The sequence below is a fragment of the Streptomyces sp. NPDC052721 genome (assembly GCF_040678315.1).
Taxonomy (GTDB): Bacteria; Actinomycetota; Actinomycetes; order Streptomycetales; family Streptomycetaceae; genus Streptomyces.
This window is the reverse complement of record NZ_JBFATL010000019.1, coordinates 18,976-41,212: the sequence shown is the minus strand read 5'-3', so window position 1 is coordinate 41,212 and position 22,237 is coordinate 18,976. Positions and strand designations below refer to the sequence as shown.

General features: G+C 71.7%; 22 protein-coding genes. 12 read left to right on the top strand and 10 right to left on the bottom strand.

What is annotated here, in order from left to right:
- The first annotated feature begins 30 nt into the window (after nucleotides 1–30).
- From AB0L21_RS19630 to AB0L21_RS19620, 3 genes are all read left to right on the top strand, one after another.
- A complete protein-coding gene (locus tag AB0L21_RS19630) occupies nucleotides 31–714 on the top strand; it encodes a DUF3105 domain-containing protein (RefSeq protein WP_365785331.1) in 684 nt (227 codons plus the stop codon).
- Nucleotides 711–1,343, top strand: a complete 633-nt coding sequence (locus AB0L21_RS19625) for a DUF305 domain-containing protein (protein WP_365698510.1) — start codon at nucleotides 711–713, stop codon at nucleotides 1,341–1,343. The genes AB0L21_RS19630 and AB0L21_RS19625 overlap by 4 nt, the downstream gene beginning before the upstream one ends.
- Before the next feature lie 210 nt (nucleotides 1,344–1,553).
- Nucleotides 1,554–3,497 (top strand): S53 family peptidase, encoded by a 1,944-nt coding sequence (locus AB0L21_RS19620; RefSeq protein WP_365785329.1) that lies wholly within the window; start codon nucleotides 1,554–1,556, stop codon nucleotides 3,495–3,497.
- A 71-nt stretch (nucleotides 3,498–3,568) separates the two neighbouring features.
- Here the strand turns inward: AB0L21_RS19620 and AB0L21_RS19615 are convergent, their stop codons facing one another.
- Both AB0L21_RS19615 and AB0L21_RS19610 read right to left on the bottom strand, forming a co-directional pair.
- Nucleotides 3,569–3,772 (bottom strand): DUF397 domain-containing protein, encoded by a 204-nt coding sequence (locus AB0L21_RS19615; RefSeq protein ID WP_365785327.1) that lies wholly within the window; start codon nucleotides 3,770–3,772, stop codon nucleotides 3,569–3,571.
- Nucleotides 3,744–4,607 carry a helix-turn-helix transcriptional regulator gene (locus AB0L21_RS19610; protein WP_365785325.1) on the bottom strand — a complete coding sequence of 288 codons (864 nt, stop codon included), beginning with the start codon at nucleotides 4,605–4,607 and terminating at the stop codon, nucleotides 3,744–3,746. Before AB0L21_RS19610 ends, AB0L21_RS19615 begins: the two co-directional genes overlap by 29 nt.
- A gap of 115 nt (nucleotides 4,608–4,722) precedes the next feature.
- On the opposite strand from AB0L21_RS19610, the gene AB0L21_RS19605 reads away from it, so the two are divergent.
- Nucleotides 4,723–4,944, top strand: coding sequence for a hypothetical protein (locus AB0L21_RS19605; protein ID WP_189894229.1), 222 nt, complete (start codon nucleotides 4,723–4,725; stop codon nucleotides 4,942–4,944).
- Nucleotides 4,941–5,300 carry an ATP-binding protein gene (locus AB0L21_RS19600; RefSeq protein WP_365785323.1) on the top strand — a complete coding sequence of 120 codons (360 nt, stop codon included), beginning with the start codon at nucleotides 4,941–4,943 and terminating at the stop codon, nucleotides 5,298–5,300. The genes AB0L21_RS19605 and AB0L21_RS19600 overlap by 4 nt, the downstream gene beginning before the upstream one ends.
- Before the next feature lie 1,047 nt (nucleotides 5,301–6,347).
- Here the strand turns inward: AB0L21_RS19600 and AB0L21_RS19595 are convergent.
- The 4 genes from AB0L21_RS19595 to AB0L21_RS19580 form a co-directional block, all read right to left on the bottom strand.
- Complete coding sequence (locus AB0L21_RS19595; protein ID WP_365785321.1) at nucleotides 6,348–7,571, bottom strand: MFS transporter; 1,224 nt, start codon at nucleotides 7,569–7,571, stop codon at nucleotides 6,348–6,350.
- A gap of 96 nt (nucleotides 7,572–7,667) precedes the next feature.
- The gene (locus AB0L21_RS19590; RefSeq protein WP_365785319.1) at nucleotides 7,668–8,717 is read right to left on the bottom strand and encodes an endonuclease/exonuclease/phosphatase family protein; all 1,050 of its coding nucleotides are present in this window, start codon (nucleotides 8,715–8,717) and stop codon (nucleotides 7,668–7,670) included.
- 186 nt (nucleotides 8,718–8,903) lie between these two features.
- Nucleotides 8,904–9,533, bottom strand: a complete 630-nt coding sequence (locus AB0L21_RS19585; protein ID WP_365698502.1) for a TetR/AcrR family transcriptional regulator — start codon at nucleotides 9,531–9,533, stop codon at nucleotides 8,904–8,906.
- A 76-nt stretch (nucleotides 9,534–9,609) separates the two neighbouring features.
- On the bottom strand, nucleotides 9,610–11,196 hold the full coding sequence (locus AB0L21_RS19580) for an MFS transporter (protein WP_365785318.1): 1,587 nt from the start codon (nucleotides 11,194–11,196) through the stop codon (nucleotides 9,610–9,612).
- A gap of 180 nt (nucleotides 11,197–11,376) precedes the next feature.
- On the opposite strand from AB0L21_RS19580, the gene panB reads away from it, so the two are divergent.
- The 3 genes from panB to AB0L21_RS19565 all read left to right on the top strand — a co-directional run bounded on the left by panB (nucleotide 11,377) and on the right by AB0L21_RS19565 (nucleotide 14,313).
- Nucleotides 11,377–12,243, top strand: a complete 867-nt coding sequence (panB, locus tag AB0L21_RS19575) for a 3-methyl-2-oxobutanoate hydroxymethyltransferase (RefSeq protein ID WP_365785316.1) — start codon at nucleotides 11,377–11,379, stop codon at nucleotides 12,241–12,243.
- A 226-nt stretch (nucleotides 12,244–12,469) separates the two neighbouring features.
- Complete coding sequence (locus AB0L21_RS19570; protein ID WP_365698499.1) at nucleotides 12,470–13,495, top strand: ATP-binding cassette domain-containing protein; 1,026 nt, start codon at nucleotides 12,470–12,472, stop codon at nucleotides 13,493–13,495.
- The gene (locus tag AB0L21_RS19565) at nucleotides 13,492–14,313 is read left to right on the top strand and encodes an ABC transporter permease (protein WP_365698498.1); all 822 of its coding nucleotides are present in this window, start codon (nucleotides 13,492–13,494) and stop codon (nucleotides 14,311–14,313) included. Before AB0L21_RS19570 ends, AB0L21_RS19565 begins: the two co-directional genes overlap by 4 nt.
- Nucleotides 14,314–14,326: 13 nt before the next feature.
- Here AB0L21_RS19565 and AB0L21_RS19560 read toward each other — a convergent pair whose 3' ends face one another.
- A complete protein-coding gene (locus tag AB0L21_RS19560; RefSeq protein ID WP_365785314.1) occupies nucleotides 14,327–17,584 on the bottom strand; it encodes a BTAD domain-containing putative transcriptional regulator in 3,258 nt (1,085 codons plus the stop codon).
- 215 nt (nucleotides 17,585–17,799) lie between these two features.
- Here AB0L21_RS19560 and AB0L21_RS19555 point away from each other — a divergent pair, with 215 nt between their 5' ends.
- Nucleotides 17,800–18,603 carry a site-2 protease family protein gene (locus AB0L21_RS19555; protein ID WP_365698496.1) on the top strand — a complete coding sequence of 268 codons (804 nt, stop codon included), beginning with the start codon at nucleotides 17,800–17,802 and terminating at the stop codon, nucleotides 18,601–18,603.
- Here AB0L21_RS19555 and AB0L21_RS19550 read toward each other — a convergent pair.
- A complete protein-coding gene (locus AB0L21_RS19550; protein ID WP_365698495.1) occupies nucleotides 18,593–18,778 on the bottom strand; it encodes a hypothetical protein in 186 nt (61 codons plus the stop codon). The two genes, AB0L21_RS19555 and AB0L21_RS19550, sit on opposite strands and share 11 nt — an antisense overlap.
- 72 nt (nucleotides 18,779–18,850) lie before the next feature.
- Nucleotides 18,851–19,564 carry an NADPH-dependent F420 reductase gene (gene npdG, locus AB0L21_RS19545; protein WP_365785312.1) on the bottom strand — a complete coding sequence of 238 codons (714 nt, stop codon included), beginning with the start codon at nucleotides 19,562–19,564 and terminating at the stop codon, nucleotides 18,851–18,853.
- Here npdG and AB0L21_RS19540 point away from each other — a divergent pair.
- From AB0L21_RS19540 to AB0L21_RS19530, 3 genes are all read left to right on the top strand, one after another.
- On the top strand, nucleotides 19,563–19,883 hold the full coding sequence (locus tag AB0L21_RS19540; protein ID WP_365698969.1) for a hypothetical protein: 321 nt from the start codon (nucleotides 19,563–19,565) through the stop codon (nucleotides 19,881–19,883). The genes npdG and AB0L21_RS19540 overlap by 2 nt on opposite strands.
- A 101-nt stretch (nucleotides 19,884–19,984) precedes the next feature.
- The gene (locus tag AB0L21_RS19535) at nucleotides 19,985–20,587 is read left to right on the top strand and encodes a hypothetical protein (RefSeq protein ID WP_365785310.1); all 603 of its coding nucleotides are present in this window, start codon (nucleotides 19,985–19,987) and stop codon (nucleotides 20,585–20,587) included.
- Nucleotides 20,588–20,689: 102 nt separating this feature from the next.
- Entirely contained in the window at nucleotides 20,690–21,958 is a 1,269-nt protein-coding gene (locus AB0L21_RS19530) for an MFS transporter (protein ID WP_365785308.1), read from the top strand.
- Here the strand turns inward: AB0L21_RS19530 and AB0L21_RS19525 are convergent, their stop codons facing one another.
- Nucleotides 21,959–22,192: a hypothetical protein gene (locus AB0L21_RS19525; protein ID WP_365785307.1), complete on the bottom strand. Its 234-nt coding sequence runs from the start codon at nucleotides 22,190–22,192 to the stop codon at nucleotides 21,959–21,961.
- Nucleotides 22,193–22,237 lie beyond the last annotated feature (45 nt).

Below are 22,237 nucleotides of genomic sequence, written 5' to 3'. Positions count from 1 at the left end.
CACGTCCCCTTCTCCACAAGGACACGCCTCATGGGTTCCGGCAAGAACAGCAGCACCGCGGCGCGCAAGGCGCGCATAGAGGAGATGCGACGGGCCGAGCGTGCCCGCGAGCGCCGCAACCGGGTGCTCACCGTCGCCGCCAGCGCGGTGGTCGTCGTCGGTCTCGTCGTGGGCGGTGTGGTCCTGGTGAAGTCGCAGGGCGACTCCGGCAAGGACCAGGCGACGCCGAGCGGTGACCCCAAGGGCTCCGGGGACTCCGGGAAGTTCACCACCGGCGAGGACGGGGTGAAGACCTGGTCGGGCAAGCTGTCCCGGACGCACGTGACGACCAAGGTGTCGTACCCGATGCACCCGCCGGTCGGCGGCAACCACAACCCGGTCTGGCTGAACTGCAACGGCGACGTCTACACCAAGGCGGTGCCGGACGAGAACGCCGTGCACTCGCTGGAGCACGGCGCGGTCTGGGTGACGTACACCGACAAGGCGGACAAGGCCGACGTCGACGCGCTCGCGGCGAAGGTGAAGAAGACGCCTTACTCGCTGATGAGCCCGTACGAGAACCAGGACGCCCCGCTGATCCTGTCGGCCTGGGGCCACCAGGTGGCGGTGAAGAGCGCGAAGGATCCGGAAGTGGACAAGTTCTTCGCCACGTACGTGCAGGGGAAGCAGACGCCCGAGCCGGGCGCCTCGTGCACCGGCGGGGTCATGAAGTGAGGCGGCAGCACGTCGGCTGGATCGCCGGGGCCGCGGCGGCGGTGCTCGTCGCGGCCGGTGCGATCACCTACGCGGTCGCCGAGGAGACCGGCGGACCGGATCCGGAGACGCCGAGCGCGGAGTCGGCCGACGCCGGGTTCGCCCGGGACATGGCCGTCCACCACCAGCAGGCCGTCGAGATGTCGTACATCGTGCGCGACCGCACGAAGGACGAGGAGGTACGGCGGCTCGCCTACGACATCGCGCAGACGCAGGCCAACCAGCGCGGGATGCTGCTGGGCTGGCTGGACCTGTGGGAGCTGCCCAAGGTGTCGGCCGACCCGCCGATGACCTGGATGGGCATGGGCGGCATGGCCTCCGGCAAGGACGGCGCGCTGATGCCGGGGATGGCCACGAACACCGAGCTGAAGAAGCTCCGGTCGCTCAGCGGCAAGCAGGCCGAGGTCCTCTACCTCCAGCTGATGACGGACCATCACAAGGGCGGCATCCACATGGCCGAGGGCTGTGCCGCCACGTGCACGGTCGGCGTGGAGAAGCGGCTCGCGCAGGGCATGGTCGACGCGCAGCAGTCGGAGATCGAACTGATGGCCGGAATGCTCAAGGAACGGGGCGCGCAAGCCCGTTCGTAACACCGCCGTAAGGACGAAAGCATCAAATCGCCCTACGAGGCGGTTACTTGAACTTCTCTTGACTTTTACGTTCCCCTGACATGAACGGTTCATCGCAAGAGTGGCCCCGATCGTGTGATCCACTCGTCGGCCGACACCGCCGCGGGCCGGCGCGCGGAGCCGCGAGGTTCCGACCACTACATGCATGCGAACCGCATCGCAGGGGGTTCTATGAGATCCAACCGCGCCACCGTGCGCGCCGGCGTGAGCATGGCAGCGACACTGCCCATGATCGCCGGTGCGCTGGCGCTGGGCATACCCGCGGCACACGCCGCGGACAGCCCCGCTCGTGACGTACTGAAGGGCACCAAGCCGCTCTGGGCCACGGCCAAGGCGGACAAGGGCGCGACCTCGGACAAAGCCCAGGTCAAGGCCCGCGTCTACCTGGCGGGCCGGGACGCGGCCGGACTCGCCGCCTACGCCAAGGCGGTGTCCGACCCCAGCTCGCCGCTGTACGGCAAATACCTCAGCGCCAAGAAGGCGCAGGCCCGCTTCGGGGCCACCAAGGCCCAGGTGGCCGCCGTCACGTCCTGGCTGAAGTCGGCCGGTCTGACGGTCACCGCGGTCACCCCGCACTACGTCGCCGTCTCCGGTGACGTGGCCGCCGCCGAGAAGGCGTTCGGCACCCAGCTGCACAACTACGCCAAGGGCACCAAGACCTACCGCGCCCCGGCGCGGACAGCCTCCGCCCCGGCCGCCCTGAAGGGCGCGGTCCTCACCGTCACCGGCCTGGACACCGCCCCGCACAAGGCGAACCACGACGACCAGCTGCCGCCCCCGGACGCGGTGTTCAAGAACGCGGGCCCCTTCTCCTCGTACTACGGCTCGAACGTCGCGACGACGCTCCCGGACGCCTACGGCCAGAAGATCCCGTACGCCGTCAAGGGCTACACCGGCAAGCAGCTGCGCGCCGCGTACGGCGCGGGCACGTACACCGGCCACGGAGTCCGCATCGCGATCACGGACGCGTACGCCTCCCCGACGATCGCCTACGACGCCGGCACGTACGCGCTGAAGAACGGTGACACGGCCTGGAAGACCGGCCAGCTGCACCAGGTGCTGCCGAAGAACTACACGAAGACCGAGGAGTGCGGGGCCGCCGGCTGGTACGGCGAGGAGACCCTGGACGTCGAAGCCGTCCACGCGGTCGCGCCGAACGCCGACGTCACCTACGTCGGCGCGTCCTCCTGCTACGACGACGACCTGCTGGACTCCCTCAGCAAGATCGTCGACAACCACCTGGCCGACATCGTCTCCAACTCCTGGGGCGACGTCGAGGCCAACCAGACGCCGGACCTCGCCGCCGCCTACGACCAGGTCTTCCAGCTGGGCGCGGTGCAGGGCATCGGCTTCTACTTCTCCTCCGGCGACGACGGCGACCAGGTCGCCAACACCGGTGTGAAGCAGGTCGACACCCCGGCCAACTCCGCCTGGGTGACCGCGGTCGGCGGCACCTCGCTGGCCGTCGGCAAGGGCGACAAGTACCTCTGGGAGACCGGCTGGGGCACCGAGAAGGCCTCCCTGTCGGCCGACGGCAAGAGCTGGGTCGGCTTCCCCGGCGCGTTCACCTCGGGCGCGGGCGGCGGCACCAGCAAGACGGTCGCCGCGCCGTACTACCAGAAGGGTGTCGTGCCGGAGTCGCTCGCCAAGGCCAACAACGCCTCCGGCAACCGCGTCGTCCCGGACATCGCGGCCATCGCCGACCCGAACACCGGCTTCCTCGTCGGCCAGACCCAGACCTTCCCGGACGGCACGGAGCAGTACAGCGAGTACCGCATCGGCGGCACCTCGCTGGCCGCGCCGGTCATCGCCGCGGTCCAGGCCCTGGCCCAGGAGGCCCGCGGCGGCAAGCCCCTCGGCTTCGCCAACCCGGCGATCTACGCCAAGTACGGCAAGAAGGGCGTCTTCCACGACGTCACGGACAACCCCACGGGGTCGGGGCTGGCGGTCGCCCGCGTCGACTTCGCGAACGGGTACGACGCGGCCGGTGGCTTGCTGACCTCGGTGCGCAGCCTGGGCAAGGACAGCTCGCTGACCGCGGTGAAGGGCTACGACGACGTGACGGGGGTCGGCTCGCCGGCCGGCGGGTACGTGCAGTCGTTCCGGCAGCCGTAAGGCGCCGGGCTCGCTGTAGCGCTGACGGGGCGTGGGGTGCCGGGCACCTCACGCCCCGTTCGCATTCCTGGTCACTCGGACTTGAGCGCGGTGATGAAGGGGGTCCAGGCGGTGGGGGGGAGGAGGAGGGTGGGGCCGTGGGGGGTTTTGGAGTCTCGGACGGGGATGGTGCCGGGGATGCCGTCCGCGACTTCGACGCAGTCGCCGCCGCTTTCGTTGCTGTAGCTACTCTTGAACCAGAGAGCGTCACTCAAGTCGATCCGGTTGCTTGCCATTTCGATAATCCTCTGCCGCTGCCTTGATCATGGCGAGGGACGTGTCTGGTGACAGCGCGACGGCCCTGAGCCGATCGTATGCCTTGCGGTACTGCTCCACGAGGGCCGGATCATCGATGGTGCCTCCGCTGTAGGACGCCTCGGTGTACACCAGCGGCGGCGCATCCGGAAACGTCATGGTCATGATGGAGGCGGCCATCAGGGGGTACGCCTTCTGCTTCCGCGGAACGATCTGCGGAGTGATCCGGCGTCGGTCCGCTAACTTTGCGATGCGGTCCAGCTGTGTGGTCATGTCCTCGGCGTCCAGGAGCGGTTCGGTGATCAGCGACTCATGCAGGATCACCCAGTACTCCGGAGTGCGGTGGTCCGACTCGAAGAGGTCGGCACGCGCCATTCGGGCACTGACCTTCTCTTCCACCTCGGCGTCGAGAGACAGCGGGAGACCTGCCAGGATGACGGCCCGCGCATAGGCTGGAGTTTGCAGCAGCCCGGGGAAGAGCATCGGACACCATGCCTCAATGGTCGTAGCACGCTTCTCCGCCTCAAGGACCTTTTCGAAGTACTCGGCGTGCCCAGCCCTCCTCGCCCTCCGCACATCCTCGCAACGGCGCTCGAAGAAGCCGTCGGTGTTGAGAACTCGATCCGCATGCCGGGCAAGGTCGAGCGGCATCCGTCGCTCCCCGTGCTCGATGTCGCTGAGGTAGGTCTTGCCGTAGAAGCTGCCCTCAAGGAAAGCCTCCAACGACAGGCCGGCCGCCTCCCGCTTCCACCGCAACTCCTTGCCGTAGAAGGTCGGGACGCTCATCGAGCCGTCAATGTCCTTGCCCCGAGCCACCGCTCACTCTCCTCCGCTGCCCTGGTCGCGAACGCGAAACCTCTTCCACGGTAGCGAGATCGGCGACAGCCTGTGAGGCGTTCGTCACACACAGCACAGAAGGTTGCCGCCTCTCATGTCCGACCGCTCCCCCACCGCCTACGACGTCACCCTCTGCGTCGAGGACCTCCGTGCCGCGCTCGCCCTGCACGGCATCACGCTCCCCTCCCTCCGCGTCGACCTGCCGAGCTTCGCGGGTACGTACGCCCCGCCCGCCGGACTCGTCACGCTCGGGAACTGCAACACGGCTACGGCACGGGCCCTCGCCGCCGCGCTGAGGAAGGCGGCGGCGGAGTGACGACGTTGCTGGAACTGCACCTGCTGGCCACGCCGAAGGCCGCACCGGAACTGCGCCACCACCTCCGGGGGCACGGCTTCGACGTCCGCCTGTGCGCGACGGAGCTGCTGACGAACGTCATCGACCACCTCGGTGAGGGAACACCGGTGACCGTTCGGGTCGCGGGTACGGCGGTGCGGGGCCGTACCCGCATCGAGGTGACCGATCCCGATCCGCGCGCGTGGCCTGTCCTGCTGTCCGCCACGGAAACGGCGGAGTCGGGGCGGGGGTTGGCTCTCGTGGACGCGCTGGCCGAGCGGTGGGGCGTGGAACAGGGGCCGGACCGGAAGACGGTGTGGTGCGAGCTGAGGAACTGAGGCCGGGGAAAGCGGGGCACTACGGGGAACTGATGTGAGCGGATGCGGAGAAGTGGGCGTAGGGCCGCCCGCTTCTTGGCCAGTGTCGGGCTTCCGCGAGGTGAGTCAAGGGCGCTGCGCGTCGCCTTCGGCGATGGCCCTCCGGGCCACCCTTGACACACCTCACTCCAGCCCGGGGAAGAAGCGAGCGGGCAGCCGGAGGAAAGTGGCCCCACACCGGCACCGGGCCCTGACGCCAGCTACGTCCACACCGTCGGAAAGGGCACGCGACCGCGCCTCGCCAGCACGCCGGGTGAGTTCGGCGGCGAACGGCCAGTGGGTGGTGCGCCCCGGCACCTCACATGGACGCCGGGTGAGTTCGGCGGCGAACGGCGAGAGGGCGGGGCGCGATCCCCTCTCACATGGACGCCGGAGGGGTTGGCTACTTGCGGCCCCTCAGCCCCTCAGGCCACGCGGAAGCCAGTGATTGGCGGATTTGGGCCACTCCTGTCGCCTAGCCGCTCCGCTGACTTGCACCACGGCTGCGCCCTTTGGCCCAAGTACGCCAATCACGGCCCTGCGGTGGTCAGTGGGCCCCAGCCTCCCCGCGACTGTGCCCCTCCCACGCCTCCCGTGCCCCGGGGGAGAGCCGTCGAGCCGACCCGGCGTGCAAGCGCGACGCGACCGCGCCCCCACCCCCACCCACCGCTCGCCGCTAAGCCCACCCGGCGTGCAGGCGAGGCGCGAGCGCGCAACCCTCCCGACGGTTCGCACGGTATTGGGCTGAGGGACCGGTGCCGGGGTGGGCCACTGCTGTTTCGGGCCGCTCGCTCGCTTCTTCCCCGGGCTGGAGTGAGGTGTGTCAAGGGTGGCCCGGAGGGCCATCGCCGAAGGCGACGCGCAGCGCCCTTGACTCACCTCGCGGAAGCCCGACACTGGCCGGGAAGCGAGCGGACCAACGGGTGCCTTGGCAGCTGGGGCAGGTGAAGCAAGCCGTACGGGGGTGCCCTCCTCGACCTCGCCGAGACGCTTGAGGTCTGCGCGCCACGCCGGGGAGTTCCGTGGGGTTCAGCGGTGCAGCGCCCCCGAGCCCTCCACGTCCGGCACGTGGCTCGTGATCACCCGGCCCGCCGACGGAGTCTCCCGGCGGCGGTCCACCGCGTACGCCACGCTCGCCACGCCCAGGCCCAGGACGGCCAGGGCCGCTCCCGCGAGTGCCGGGGACGTCGTACCGAAGCCGGCCGCCAGGGCCAGGCCGCCGATCCAGGCGCCGCCCGCGTTGGCCAGGTTGAACGCCGCCTGGTTGGCCGAGGAGGCGAGGGAGGGGGCCGCCGACGCCTTCTCCATCACCATCAGCTGGAGCGGGGAGCCGGTGATGAACGCCGCCATGCCCAGCAGGGTCACCGCCAGGGCCGCGCTCCACTCCGCCCGCATCAGCAGGGGGAAGAGCAGGAGCACCGCGCCCAGGGACGCCAGGCCGCCGAAGAGCGTGCCGCGCAGCGAGTGGTCGGCGAGCCGGCCGCCCAGCAGGTTGCCCGCCGTGGCGCCGACGCCGAAGAGGGCCAGGAGCAGGGTCACGCTGGTGTCGGCGTAGCCCGCCGCGTCGGTCAGCATGGGGGTGACGTAGCTGTAGGCCGCGAAGAGCGCGCCGAAGCCCGCCACGGTCGTACCGAGGGCCAGCCAGACCGGCACCGACCTCAGGGCCGCGAGTTCGCCGCGCAGGCCCGTCGACGTGGCCGCGTGGTTCCGGTCGTGGGGGATCAGGAGTGCCAGGGAGGCGATCGCCGCGATGCCGATCACGCTCACTCCGAGGAAGGTCGCCCGCCAGCCCAGGTGCTGGCCCATTAGGGTGGCGACGGGGACGCCCGCGATGTTGGCGACGGTCAGGCCGAGGAACATCAGGGACACCGAACGGGCCTTGCGCTCCGGTGGGACCATCGCCGTGGCGACGACCGCGCCCACGCCGAAGAAGGCGCCGTGCGGCAGGCCGCTGAGGAAGCGGGCGGCCAGCAGGGAACCGTTGCCGGGGGCGAACGCCGACAGGGCGTTGCCCGCGACGAACAGGGCCATGAGGGAGATCAGGACGGTGCGGCGGGACATCCGCGCGGTCAGCGCGGCGAGCAGCGGGGCGCCGATGACGACGCCCAGTGCGTACGCCGAGACCAGGTGCCCGGCGGTGGGGATCGAGATGTGCAGGTCGTCCGCGACGTCGGGCAGGAGGCCCATCATCACGAACTCGGTCGTACCGATGCCGAAGGCGCCCACGGCGAGGGCGAGCAGGGCCAGGGGCATGAGGGACCTTTCAGAGAGCGGAGTGCCGTACAGGTTCGAGTCTCGCAGTATGTTCCTGGACGGAACAAACTCTCTCAGGTCCAGTATTCCGGCAGGTTAAGAGCCTGTGTCGAGCTTCACACGGGCCGCTACGGGCAGGTGATCGCTGTTCGTGCGCGGCAGCGTCCAGCTGCTCTCCGGCTCCACGCCCTTGACCATGATCTGGTCGATGCGGGCCATCGGGAACGACGCCGGCCAGCTGAAGCCGAAGCCGCTGCCCGCCGCGCCCTGCGTGGAGCGCATCTGGGAGGTGACGGCGTTGAGCGCGCGGTCGTTCATGGTGCCGTTCAGGTCGCCGAGCAGCACGACCTGCTTCAGGGGCTCGGCGGCGATGGCCTCGCCGAGCGCGTCGGCGCTCTTGTCCCGCTGCCGGGCGGTGAACCCGGCCTCCATCTTCACCCGCACCGAGGGCAGGTGGGCGACGTAGACCGCGACCGGGCCCTTGGGCGTCGCCACGGTGGCGCGCATCGCCCGCGTCCAGCCGAGCTTGATGTCGACGGCGTGGACGCCGGTCATCGGGTACTTGCTCCACAGCCCGACCGTGCCGACGACCGCGTGGTGCTGGTACGTCGACGCCAGCGCCTTCTCGTAGACGGGTACGGCGGAGGCGGGCAGCTCCTCCAGGGCCAGGACGTCGGCGCCGGACGCGGCCACGTCGGTGGCGGTGGCGGCCGGGTCGGGGTTGCCGGCGTTGACGTTGTGGGTGGCCACCATGAGGTCGCCGCCACCGCCCGACTTGTCGGACAGCAGCCCGCCGAAGAGGTTCAGCCAGACGGTCGCCGGGAGCAGGATCGCGATCAGCGCGGTCGCCGACCGGCGGATCAGGGCGAGGACGAGCAGGACCGGGACGGCCAGGCCCAGCCAGGGCAGAAACGTCTCGGTGAGCGAGCCGAGGTTGCCCACCGCGTTGGGGATGTGCGCGTGCAGCAGCATCACCAGGGCGAGCAGCAGGGCCAGTACGGCGAGGACGGCGCCGCGCCGCCAGACACGCGGATCGTTCCGCCACCCGGCGAACAGGCGGTGCGTCAGGCGCCGGAGCCGGGATCCCGGCCGCTCGGGCCCCGAGCCGTCGCCCACCGTCTCCGTCATGTACGCCTGCTGCGCCATACCGTCTGCCTCACTGCCTGCCGTGCACACCGTTCGCCCCCGTGCTCTTCCGACCCTAGGGGATGATCGGTTCCGTTCCGCCGTCCCATGACGGCCGTACGGAAGACGAGGACGAACGGGCCGGGGCCACGAGTTCCGGTCCTGCCCGGGATGCGGGGGGTCTGTGACGAAACGCGCACACGGGTGCTACGACACTGTGGACCTGACGGGGCGTAGGCCCTCCAGGACCGCGTCGACGATCTGCTCCGCCAGGCCCTCGGGCAGATCGGCGTCGGGGCGCATGACGGAACGGACGAGCATGGGGCCGACGAACATGTCGTTGGCCAGGTCCAGGTCGATGTCCGCCCGGATCTCGCCGTTCGCCTGCGCGCGGCGCAGCAGCTCCAGGGCCAGGTCGCGGCGGGGCGCTATGACGCTGGCGTGGTACGCCGCCCAGATCCGCGGGCTGCTCTTCATCTGCGCGTACACGTTGTGCAGGATCGCCGAGGAGCGGCTGACGAGGCCACGCCGGCGCAGGGACTCCAGCAGCACGACGAGGTCGTCGCGCAGGGAGGTGCCGGGCAGCTCGGGGTCGGGGGGTTCGGCGGCGCGTACGACGTCGACGAACAGTTCCTCCTTGCCGCTCCAGCGGCGGTAGATGGTGGCCTTGCCGACCCCGGCGGTGCGGGCGACCCGCTCGATGGACAGCTCGGCGAGGGGCACGCCCTCCTCCAGGAGCTTCATCACGCCTTCCAGGATGGCGCGTTCCACCGCTTCGCTGCGCGGCCGGCCCCGCGCGGGTCCGTCCGGGCGCGGCCGGCTCTCGGCAAGGCTCACGACGATCCGTCCTCTCACTGTGCTGCGGAGATTGTCCCGCAGCCGCCTCCTTCCCCCGTGGAACCGCGCGCGGAGCTCACTCCCCGGCGGCGACCAACTCCGGTTCGTTGTCCTGCCGCTGACCGGCCGGCGGCTTGCCCGGCAGGAACAGGAAGGTCACCACGGCGCCGATCAGCGCGACGCCCGTGCCGCACAGGGCGGTGACGTGCATGGCGTGCAGGAACGCGTCGTTGGCGGGGGTGACGAGGGACTTGCCCTGCGGGCCGAGCTTCTCGGCGACGCCGAGGGTGGCCTCGATGGACTCGCCGGCGGCGTCGCGCAGGCCGGGCGGCAGCAGGCCGAGCTTGTCCTCGATGCCGTTGCGGTACGAGGTGGCGAGCACCGAGCCGAGGACGGCGATGCCGAGGGCGCCGCCGACCTGGCGGAAGGTGTTGCTGAGCGCCGAGGCGGAGCCGGCCTTCTCGCGGGGCAGGGCCTGCATGATGACGACCGAGGTCGGCGTCATGATGTGCGCCATGCCGGTGCCCATGAGGAAGAAGACGACCTCCAGCAGCCAGATCGGCGTGTCGGCCTCGAACGTGGCGAACGCGGCCAGCGTCGCCGCGATCAGCACCAGACCGCCGGTGGTGGTGGCCTTGTTGCCGAACCGGTCGACCAGCAGGCGGGCGCGGGGCGCGAAGATCAGCTGGGCGGCGGCGAGGGGCAGCATCAGCACGCCCGACTCCAGCGGGGAGTAGCCGCGCACGCTCTGGGTGTAGAAGACGCCGAAGAACGTGACGCCCATCAGCGCGAAGAAGACCAGCGCGATGGCGCTCATGGCGGCCGAGAAGACCTTGTTGCGGAAGTAGGTGACGTCCAGCGACGGGTGGTCGCTGCGCTTCTCGAAGACGACGAAGGCGGTCAGGACGACGAGTCCGGCGGCGATGGTGGCCAGCACCTTGGTGTCGGTGAAGTCGGCCAGTTCGCCGCCCTTGATGATGCCGTAGACGAGCAGCACGAGGCCGACGACGGACAGGACCACGCCGATGGGGTCGAGGCGTCCGGGCCGGGGGTCGCGGGAGTCGGGCACCAGCCAGGTCATCAGGACGAGCGCGACGATCACGATGGGCACGTTGATGAGGAAGACCGAGCCCCACCAGAAGTGGTCGAGGAGCGCGCCGCCGGTGATCGGGCCGATGGCGATGGCGAGGCCGACGCCGCCGGCCCAGATGCCGATGGCCTTGGGCTGCTCCTCGCGCTCGAAGACGTTCATGAGGACGGCGAGGGTGGAGGGCATGACGAAGGCGGCACCGAGGGCCATCAGCGCGCGGTAGGCGATCAGCTGGCCGGGCGAGCCGGACTCGGCGGCGAGCGCGGAGCCGATGCCGAACACGAGGATGCCGCCGAGCAGTACCTTCTTGCGGCCGAGCCGGTCGCCGACGAGTCCGGCGGTGAACAGCAGGCCGGCGAAGACGAGGGTGTAGGCGTTGATCGCCCACTCGATCTCGCTCTGCGTGGCGCCGAGGCCGGTGGGTGCCGGGGTGGCGATGGTCTTGATGGCGACGTTCAGGATCGAGTTGTCGAGCACCACGATCAGCAGGCTGAGCATGAGCACGCCGAGGATCGCCCAGCGGCGCCGGTGCACCGCTTCCGGTATTCGGGAGGCAGGGACGGGACTTGTCATGTGTTCGAGCCTACGATCATTTCGATACGGAACCGTCTCGTATCTTATTTCTTTACCAAGGCCTTACGCGGCTCGACTCACAGGGGGGTACCTCTGGCCCCGAATGGCACGAGGTGCCACCATGGAGTCGATCCGGGGACGCCGTCAGGGCGCCTCGAGATGACTGAAGGAGCCGTTGCCATGACGCAGCTTTCGGCTGCCCAGAACAAGCCTTCCGACGGCAGCAAGGCGCTGTACGGGGGGAAGGGCACCCGCCGCATCACCGTCCGCGACATCGCCCTCGCCAAGGAGCGGGGCGAGAAGTGGCCCATGCTCACCGCCTACGACGCGATGACCGCGTCCGTCTTCGACGAGGCCGGGATCCCGGTCATCCTGGTCGGCGACTCGGCGGGCAACTGCCACCTCGGGTACGACACCACCGTCCCCGTCACCCTCGACGAGATGACCATGCTGTCGGCGGCCGTCGTACGCGGCACCACCCGCTCCCTGATCGTCGGCGACCTGCCCTTCGGCTCCTACCAGGAGGGCCCGGTGCAGGCGCTGCGCTCGGCGACCCGGCTGGTGAAGGACGCCGGGGTCGGCGCGGTCAAGCTGGAGGGCGGCGAGCGGTCGCACGAGCAGATCCGTCTGCTGGTGGAGTCCGGCATCCCGGTCGTGGCCCACATCGGGCTGACCCCGCAGTCCGTCAACGCGATGGGCTACCGCGTGCAGGGGCGCGGCGAGGAGGCGGCGCAGCAGCTGCTGCGCGACGCCAAGGCCGTGCAGGACGCGGGGGCGTTCGCGGTGGTGCTGGAGCTGGTTCCGGCGGAGCTGGCGGCCGAGGTGACGCGGGTGCTGCACATCCCGACGATCGGTATCGGCGCGGGCCCGGAGACGGACGCGCAGGTCCTGGTCTGGACGGACATGCTGGGGCTGACCTCCGGCCGGGTCCCGAAGTTCGTCAAGAAGTACGCGAATCTGCGTGAGGTCATGGGCAACGCGGCGAAGGCGTTCGCGGAGGACGTCGTCGGCGGGAACTTCCCGCTGGAGGAACACTCCGTCCACTAGGCCATCGCGGCACCACCGGGCAGCCCGCCGATCGTCCCCCGTCGGCGGGCTGCCCCCTTTGCGCCTGAGCCGGCGCCGCTCTCGCGGACGTGGTTGCTCGCCGTCGTGGTTCCTCAATCGATGGTTGCGGTGCTTATCGGGGATGTGTCGGTGGTGTCGGCCGTCCGTCGGCGGATGTCGGCCGGCTGTCGGTGGTTTGTCGGTGGGCCCTGGCACTGTCGTCGGCATGACACGCATCGACGACAACCCCGTCGGCGGACGCTCCGCCGTGACCGTACGGGGACTGGTCAAGCACTACGGCGAGACCAAGGCGCTGGACGGGGTCGACCTGGACGTGCGCGAGGGCACCGTGATGGGTGTGCTCGGGCCGAACGGCGCCGGCAAGACCACCCTCGTACGGATCCTGTCCACCCTCATCACCCCCGACGCCGGGCAGGCCACCGTGGCCGGCTACGACGTCGTACGGCAGCCCCGCCAGCTGCGCCGGGTCATCGGACTCACCGGCCAGTACGCCTCGGTGGACGAGAAGCTCCCGGGCTGGGAGAACCTGTACCTGATCGGCCGGCTGCTGGACCTGTCCCGCAAGGACGCCCGCGCCCGCGCCGACGAGCTGCTGGAGCGGTTCTCGCTGACGGAGGCCGCCCGGCGCCCGGCGAGCACGTACTCCGGCGGTATGCGGCGGCGGCTGGACCTGGCCGCGTCCATGATCGGACGGCCCGCCGTGCTGTACCTGGACGAGCCGACCACCGGCCTCGACCCGCGCACCCGCAACGAGGTGTGGGACGAGGTGAAGGCGATGGTCGGGGACGGCGTCACCGTGCTGCTCACCACCCAGTACATGGAGGAGGCCGAGCAGCTCGCCTCCGAGCTGACCGTGGTGGACCGGGGCAAGGTCATCGCGAACGGCGGGATCGAGGAGCTGAAGGCCCGCGTCGGCGGACGCACCCTGCGGGTGCGTCCGGTGGACCGGCTGGAGCTGCGTCCGCTCGCCACGATGCTGGACGAGCTGGGCATCACCGGGCTCGCCGCGACCACCGTGGACGCCGAGACCGGCACCCTGCTGGTGCCGATCCTGAGCGACGAGCAGCTGACCGCCGTGGTCGGCGCGGTCACCGCGCGCGGCATCACGGTCTCCTCCATCACCACCGAACTGCCCAGCCTGGACGAGGTGTTCCTGTCGCTCACCGGCCACCGCGCCAGTGCCCCGCAGGACGCCATGCCCGCCGACGACCGTCAGGAGGTCGCCGTATGACCGCCGCCACCTTGTCCCCGGCCGCCCCGAAGACCGACACGCCGATCCCGCTGCGGGCCCATCTGCGCCACACCGGCGCGCTGATCCGCCGCAACCTGCTGTGGATCCGCCAGGACCCGGAGTCGATGTTCGACGCCGTCCTGTTCCCGGTCGTCTTCACCCTGCTGTTCGTGTACGTCTTCGGCGGCTCCATCGGGAAGTCGCTGGGCGGCGGACAGGACCAGTACGTCCAGTACGTCATCCCCGGCCTCATGGCCATGATGGGCATGAACATGGCCCAGGGCGTGGGCACCGGCTTCAACCAGGACTTCAACTCCGGTGTCATGGACCGCTTCCGGTCCCTGCCGATCGGACGCGGCTCCGTGCTCTTCGCGAAGATCGCGGTGGAGCTGATGCGGATGCTGTTCGCGACCGTCGTGCTGATGGTGGTCGCCCTCCTCGTGGGCTACGACATCAACAGCTGGAGCGGTCTGCTGGCCTCCGTGGGGCTGTCCGCGGTGTTCGGCTCGGCGCTGATGTGGGTGTTCCTGACCCTCGGCGTGGTGATGAAGAGCGCCCAGTCGGTGCAGGCGATGGGCTTCCTGGTGCTGATGCCGCTGCAGTTCGGCTCGTCGATCTTCGCGCCGACCGCCTCGATGCCGGGCTGGCTCCGGGCGTTCACCGACTACAACCCGCTGTCCTCGCTGGCCGACACCGCGCGCGGCCTGATGGAGGGCGGCCCGGTCGCGCACGACCTGTGGGTGACGCTGATCTGGTCGGTGGGCCTGACCGCGGTCATGGCTCCGGTCGCCATCCACAAGTTCCGCACGAAGAGCTGACGCTTCCCGGCGCTCAGATCAGGGCGGTGGCCTCCGCGAGGGAGAGGCCACCGCCCTCGGCGTACGCGGTCTCGTACGACCGTGGGCCGAGCGCTTCCCGGATCCGCGCCTCGGCCATGGCATGGCACCGCCGCTCCACGCCGGAGGGGACGTGGCCCGGCGGCAGCAGCGCGTCGGCGGCGCCCAGGCAGCGGGCCGCGTCGGCGGCGCGGCTGCCGCCGTCGGCGCGGGCGAGGGCCATCGCGGCGGCGGTGAGGACGACGGAGCGCAGGTGCGGGGTGACGGCCTCGGACAGCGGGTCGGAGGCGAGGCGCATCGCCGTGCGGGCCCCGGTCAGGGCCTCCTCGGTGTGCTCGTCCAGGGCGTCCAGCCAGGCCTCCTGGCAGAGGATGATGGTGTCGAAGACGATGAAGTGCGCGATCCTGACCTCTTCGCGGAGCAGCCGCAGTTGCTCGCGCGCCTCCGCGGTGCGGTCGGTCAGGCCGAGCCAGCAGGAGAGGAAGATGCGGGCGGCGGGCAGTGCCTCGTTGTGGACGCCGTCCTGGCTGGCGATGACGTCGCGGAGCATCCGCTCGCCGCGTTCGGCCTCGCCCGCCTCCATGAGCATGTTGCCGAGCCGGGCCCGGAGGACGGCCACCTGGGCGCGGGCGCCGAGGCGTTCGGCGTGTTCGATGGCGGCGCGGTAGTCGGCGGCGGCCTCGCGGTGGGCGCCCTTGCGTTCGTGGGCCTCGCCGCGGGCGGACAGGGCCTCGGTGGTGCCGAAGGCGTCGCCGAGGCGGTGGAAGATCTCCAGGGACTCGTCGGCGTCGCGGGTGGCGTCGCCGGCCCAGGCGGTGCGGTTGGCGAGGAGGTTGGCGCGCAGGTGGAGGGCGCCGGCCAGTTCCCACTCGTAGCCGGGGGTCTGTCGGCAGGTCCGCACGCTGGCGTCCACGATGGCACGCAGCCGGTCGGCGCCGCCGGTCAGCAGCTCGGCGAAGAACCACAGCATGCCCGGTGGCCGGCAGGTCTGCGGCAGGCCGGGCTCGTAGACCTGGGCGACGACGCGGAGCTTCGCCTGCGCCTCGGGGGTCTGCCAGACGTCGATCTCGGTGTCCATGCAGGCCAGATGGGCCAGGTGGACCCCGCGGCGGGCCTCGGCGAGGATCTCGCCGGTGTACGGCGGCGGGCTGTCGGTGCAGCGCTGCCACACCGGTTCGGCGCGGCGGACCGGTTCGGTGAACGGGTCGGGGCCGAGCGCCATGACCTCTCGGCACCAGGTGCGGGTCTCGACGCGCTGGTCGCGTATCTGCCAGAACCAGAGCAGGGACAGGACCAGGCACAGGCCCTCCTGTTCGTCGCGTTCGGCGACGGCGTGCCGGAACGCGGTGCGCAGGTTCTCGTACTCCAGCTGGAACCGGTCGATGGCGGCGCGCTGCTCGTGTCCGCGCAGCAACGGGTCGGTGGCGCGGGCGAGTTCCCGGTAGTAGGTCAGGTGGACGCGCTGAGCCTCCGAGCGGTGGCCGGTCTCGGCGAGACGTGCGGCGGCGTACTCGGCGACGGTCTCCAGCAGCCGGTAGCGCATGCCGCCGTCGGCCGCGGGGGCGGCTACCACCAGGGACTTGTCGACCAGGGAGCCGAGGGCGTCCAGGGCGGCCGGCCCGCACACCGCCTCGGCGGCGGCCAGGTCGCAGCCGCCGGCGAACACCGACAGCCGGGCGAGGACGTCCCGTTCGCCGGCGTCCAGCAGGTCCCAGGACCAGTCGACGACGGCTCTGAGGGTCTGCTGGCGGGGCAGCACGGTGCGGCTGCCGGAGGTGAGCAGCCGGAAGCGGTCGTCCAGCCGGTCCGCTATCTGGCGGGGGGTCAGCATGCGCAGGCGGGCCGCCGCCAGCTCGATCGCGAGGGGCAGTCCGTCCAGGCGGCGGCAGATCTCGGCGCACGCCTCCGGGTCGTCCTCCACCCGGAAGCCGGGGCGGGCCGCCGCGCCCCGGTCGGCGAGCAGCCGCAGCGCGACCGGCTCGGGCAGCGGTTCCACGGGCCGCACCAGCTCCCCCGGCACGCCGAGGGGTTCGCGGCTGGTGGCGAGGACGGTCAGCTCCGGGCAGCGGGCCAGCAGGTGCTCGGTGAGCCGGGCGGCGGCGTCCACGACGTGCTCGCAGTTGTCCAGGATGATCAGCATGCGGCGCCGGGCGCAGTGCTCCACGAGCCGTTCGACGGGGTCGCCGTGCCGGTCGGAGACCGCGCGCATGCCGTCCACGCCGGCGCCGTGCAGCACGGTCTCGCGGGCGCCGATCGCGGTGAGCACGGCCTGCGGTACGGCGTCCGGGGCGTCCACGGGGGCCAGCTCGGCGAGCCAGACCCCGTCCCGGACGGTGTGCCGTACCGCCTCGGCGGCCTCCTGGGACAGCCGGGTCTTGCCGGCGCCGCCGGGCCCGAGGAGCGTGACCAGGCGGGCCGTGGCCAGGTCGGCGCCGATGGCCCGGAGGTCGGCTTCCCGGCCGACGAAGGAGGTGAGCCGGGCGGGCAGGTTGCCCGGGCGGGCCGCGGCAGGCCGCTCGGCCGGATCCTCGCGCAGCAACTCGGCGTGCAGGGCGCGCAGTTCGGGGCCGGGATCGGAGCCGAGCTGGTCCGCGAGGAGGCGTCGTACGTCCTCGTAGGCGGCGAGCGCCTGGGCGGGGCGGCCGGTGTCGCGCAGGGCGCGCAGGCGCAGCGCCTGGAGCGGTTCGTCCAGCGGGTGGCTGTCGCACAGGGCGGTCAGCTCGGGCAGCGCCCGCTCGGCCTCGCCGAGGGCGAGGGCGGCGGTGTGCCGGGCGCGCAGGGCGTCGAGCCGGCGGGTCTCCCAGCGGACCGCCTCGGCGGTGCGGTCGGGCAGGTCGGCGAGGGCGGGGCCGCGCCACAGGGCGAGGGCGTCGTCGAGGACGGCGGCGGCCTTGGCCGGGTCGCCGTCGGCGAGGGCGGCGAGGCCGTCGCCGGTCAGCCGGTCGAAGCGGCCGAGGTCGACGTCGTCGGGCGCGGCGGTGAGCCGGTAGCCGCCGTCGGCGGAGACGACGGCGTCGGCACCGAGGGCCCGGCGCAGCCGGCCGACGAGCGCCTGGAGGGCGCCGGTGGCGTCGGCGGGCGGGCCGGCGCCCCACACCTCGTCCACCAGCACGCCGGCGGGCACGGTCCGCCCTGCCCTGAGCGCGAGCACGCACAGCAGGGCACGCAACCGCGCCCCGCCGACCGGAACGGCCGTACCGTCGGGACGGATCGCCTGGGTGGGGCCGAGCAGCCGATAACGCACGGGGTCCATTGTCCCCGGGGACCACCGGGCGCCGCTCGCGGGTTTCAGATGCGGATGAACATGGGCGGGGATGCCGCGCAGGGAGCGCGGCCACGGGCGTCCGGCCCGGCAGCCGCTCCTCGCTCGGCTTGGCAGGAACCACAGGCCGCCCGCGGGACGTTTCCCCCGCATCACCGGTACGGTCGACCCCGGCCCGCCCGACGCGACCCGAGGAGTTCTTCCCTATGACCACCGCCACCACCCGGCACGGCGACCGGCAGGTCAGTCCCGTGTTCGTCGGCATCCTGGCCGTGACGGCGGTGACCGGCTGGGCCACCTGGAGCGGGTTCGCCGCGCAGCCGGGCATCGCGGTGTTCCTGTTCGTGACGGCGGCCTGGGTCGTCTCCCTGTGCCTGCACGAGTACGCGCACGCCCGCACCGCCCTGCACAGCGGGGACATCACGGTCGGCGCGAAGGGCTATCTCACGCTGAACCCGCTGAAGTACACGCACGCGCTGCTGAGCATCGTGCTGCCGGTGCTGTTCGTGATCATGGGCGGGATCGGTCTGCCCGGCGGCGCGGTGTTCATCGAGCGGGGCCGCATCCGGGGTCGCTGGCGGCACAGCCTGATCTCGGCGGCGGGCCCGCTGACGAACGTGCTGTTCGCGGCGGTGTGCACGGCCCCGTTCTGGCTGCACGCCCTGGACGGCGTGCCCGCGGACTTCCGGTTCGCGCTGGCGTTCCTGGCGCTGCTCCAGGTGACGGCGGCGCTGCTGAACTTCCTGCCGGTGCCGGGCCTGGACGGCTACGGCGTGATCGAGCCGTGGCTGTCGTACACCGTGAAGCGGCAGGTGGAGCCGTTCGCGCCGTTCGGCCTGCTGTTCGTGTTCGCGCTGCTGTGGCTGCCGTCGGTCAACAGCGCGTTCTTCGACGTGATCGACTCGGTCATGCGGGCGATGAACGTCGACGACTTCTCCCGCTACTGCGGCCAGGACCTGTACCGGTTCTGGCAGGACACCAACGAGTACTGCTCTGCGGTCAGCTCGTGACGGACCCGTTGCGGGCCGTCTTCCCGCGCTTCGCGTAGTACCAGGTCATGTTGGAGGACAGGCCCGCCAGCAGCACCCAGACGATCCCCAGCCAGCTGCCCTGGACGAAGGAGACGACGGCGGCGGCCACGGCGAGGACGCAGACGACGAGGGTGTAGAGGGCGATGCGGGGCATGGGGGTCGGCTCCGGATCCTGTCGGGGGGACACTGCTTGAGGTCACCAGTGTCCCCCATGGCCGGACCCGGCTCACACGTCGGTGACGCGGAGCCCGGCGTGTGCCTTGTACCGGCGGTTGACGGAGATCAGGTTCGCGACCAGCGACTCGACCTGGTGGGCGTTGCGCAGCCGGCCCGCGAAGATGCCGCGCATGCCGGGGATGCGTCCGGCCAGCGCCTGCACGATCTCCACGTCGGCGCGCTCCTCGCCGAGCACCATGACGTCGGTGTCGATCTGCTCGATCTCCGGGTCCTGGAGCAGGACGGCCGACAGGTGGTGGAAGGCGGCGGCGACCCGGGAGTCCGGCAGCAGGGCGGCGGCCTGTTCGGCGGCGCTGCCCTCCTCCGGCTTGAGCGCGTAGGCGCCCTTCTTGTCGAAGCCGAGCGGGTTGACGCAGTCGACGACGAGCTTTCCGGCCAGCTCATCGCGCAGCGACTTCAGGGTGTCGCCGTGGCCCTCCCACGGTACGGCGACGATCACGATGTCGCTGCGGCGCGCGGTCTCGGTGTTGTCGGCGCCCTCGACGCCGTGGCCGAGTTCCCCGGCGGCGGCCCGGGCCCGCTCGGCGGCGCGGGAGCCGATGATCACCTTCTGGCCGGCCCGGGCGAGCCGGTAGGCGAGGCCCTTGCCCTGCGGTCCGGTGCCGCCGAGCACGCCGACGACGTAGCCGGAGACGTCGGGCAGGTCCCAGGGGTCCTTGGCCGGGGCCTTGGCAGGGGTCTGTGCGCTGTCGGTAGAGGTCATGGGCCGACTCTACGTCCGCCGCCGGGTCCGTACCGGCTCGGGTCAGCCGGTGTACGGACACCCGGCGGAAGGTGATCGTCCGGTAGGCACTGAAGCCGCCCGTCTCGCCCAGGAGCCCGACGGTGTGCGGGCCGGCGCGGACCGGATCGGAGCAGGCGGCGGGCAGTCCGTCGACGGCGAACCCGACGGCCGCGTCCGCCTCAACACCCGCGACGACTCGCCGTCGCCCGGCAACCGCGCCGACGCCTGCTCCGACGACGGCGGGAAGACCCTCGCCGAGCCGAGTCCGGCGGCGGTGGTCTCGCTGACACCGACGTAGCCGTCGGTGTTCTCGTCGGTGGCTCGCCGCCATCCCCGGGTCGGGCGAATTCGCGGTGAACTGCGCGTGACGAGTGCCGTGGTGCGGCAGGATGCGGTCGCATGGACGCCGTACGGGTCGCGTTGCTGCGGGAAGTGCTCGCCGGGACCGAGTGGCTGGGAGCCACCCGGAGGTTCGCGGGGGTGCTGCGCGGATCGGTGGTGGCGCACGGGGGCGGGCTGCTGCTGGTGGGCACGCCGGAGTACGAGCCGTGGCACCTGGCCGCGCACCTGGTGGACGAGGCCGCGTGGTCGGGCACGCCCGAGCTGGCGCCGACGCTGGTACGGCATCACGCGCGCCCCTCCGATCCCGCGCATCTGGCGGTGGGGCCGGGGCGGATCGCGGCGGCGCGGCGCGGGGAGACCCTGCTGGTGGTGGCTCCGGAGGAGCCGGCGCCGCTGCTGGAGCGGGTGCACGACGCCCGGCGGGCCGGGGTGACGGTGCTGGCGCTCGGCGCGGGCGAGGGCGAGGGCGAGCTGGCCGCGCTGGCACATGACACGCTGGCCGTGCCCCAGGGGGCGGAGCTGGACCTGGACAGCGTGCAGCACCTGGTCAGCGCGGCGGCGGGCGAGAACGGGGGCCCTCCGAGGAGGCGACGGGGCTTCCGGGACCGCCTCTCACGGCTGACGGAAGCGTTGACGGCTCCGCCCCCGGCCCCTTGGTGACTCGCCCACCACCCACCCGGCTCGCTCGGCTCACCGCCTGCGGCAGGCCTGTTGAGGAGAAATACGGTTGCCCGGGGTCGCCGGGGCGTCGAGCATGCCTCAGTGAGCCGAGCCCTCCTCCCCGACCTCGCCCCCTGGAAAGCCTCCGCCGACTTCCGGCGCCTGTGGAAGTCCGGTCTGATCAGCAACTTCGGCAGCTTCCTGACCTTCGTCGCGCTGCCGGTCCAGCTCAAGGACCTGACGGAGTCCGCCGCGGCGGTCGGCGCGATCGGCGCCGTGGAGCTGCTGCCGCTCATCGTGTGCGGCCTCTACGGCGGCGCCCTCGCCGACGCCCTGGACAAGCGGAAACTCATCGTGTGGACGGAGGCCGGCCAGGGCCTGCTCAGCGCGGCCCTGCTGCTGAACGCCCTGCTCCCGCGCCCCGCGGTCTGGCCGCTGTACGTCGTCGCCGCGCTCTCCTCCGCCCTGGTCTCCGTGCAGCGCCCGGCCCTGGACTCCCTGTGGCCCCGGATCGTCGCCCACGACGACATGCCGGCGGCGGCCTCGCTGAACTCGCTGCGCTGGACCGTCGGCGGAGTCGCGGGCCCGGCGGTGGCGGGCGTGGTCGTCGCCTACGCGGGCCTCGGCTGGGCCTACGCGGCCGATCTGCTGACCTTCGCGGTCTCGGTGGCGTACATCACGCGGATCGCCCCCTCCCCCGCCGCCGAGGAGGCCGCGAAGCCGGATCTGAAGGCCGTCGCGGAGGGCGCCCGGTACGCGTGGAGCCGTAAGGAGCTCCTCGGCACCTACGCCGTCGACCTCGCGGCGATGTTCCTGGCCATGCCACTGGCCGTGCTGCCGTTCCTCGCCGACGACCTGCACGCGCCGTGGGCGCTCGGACTGATGTACGCGACGATCCCGGCGGGGGCGCTGCTGGTGAGCCTGACCAGCGGCTGGACCTCGCGGGTGCACCGGCACGGGCTGCTGGTGGTGCTGTCGGCCGCCGGGTGGGGCCTGGCGGTGGCGGCGGCCGGGGTCTGCGGGAACGTCTGGCTGGTGCTGCTGTTCCTCGCCGTCGGCGGCGGCTTCGACATGGTCAGCGGGATCTTCCGGGCGGCCCTGTGGAACCAGACGATCCCGGACGAGCTGCGCGGCCGGCTCGCCGGGATCGAACTGCTGTCGTACTCGGTCGGCCCGCAGCTCGGTCAGGTCCGGGCGGGCGGCATGGCCGCGTGGGCGGGCGTACGGGCCTCGGTCTGGTCCGGTGGCCTGGCGTGCGCGGGCGCGGTGGGGCTGCTGGCGCTGTGCCTGCCGGGGCTGATGACGTACGACGCCCGGACGAACGAGCACGCGGTACGGATGCGCGAGCGGCGCGCAACCGCATCGGTGTGATCAGTCCTCGTCGGTGCCGCCCCCCGCGGGCGCATCGTGCCAGCGCGGGTCGTTCTCCCACTGGAGGTTGCGCTCGGCGGCGGTCTCCATCGCGCGCTGGGCCTCCTCCCGGGAGGCGTACGGTCCGAAGCGGTCCTTGCCCGGGCAGTCCGGGCCCTCCTCGACCTTCTTGTGCTCCAGGCAGTAGTACCACTCGCCCGGCTTGCCGACGGTGCGCTTCTTGAACAGGGCCATGAACAGCTCCTCTCGCCACCGACATGTTCCCCCATGCCCGCTGGT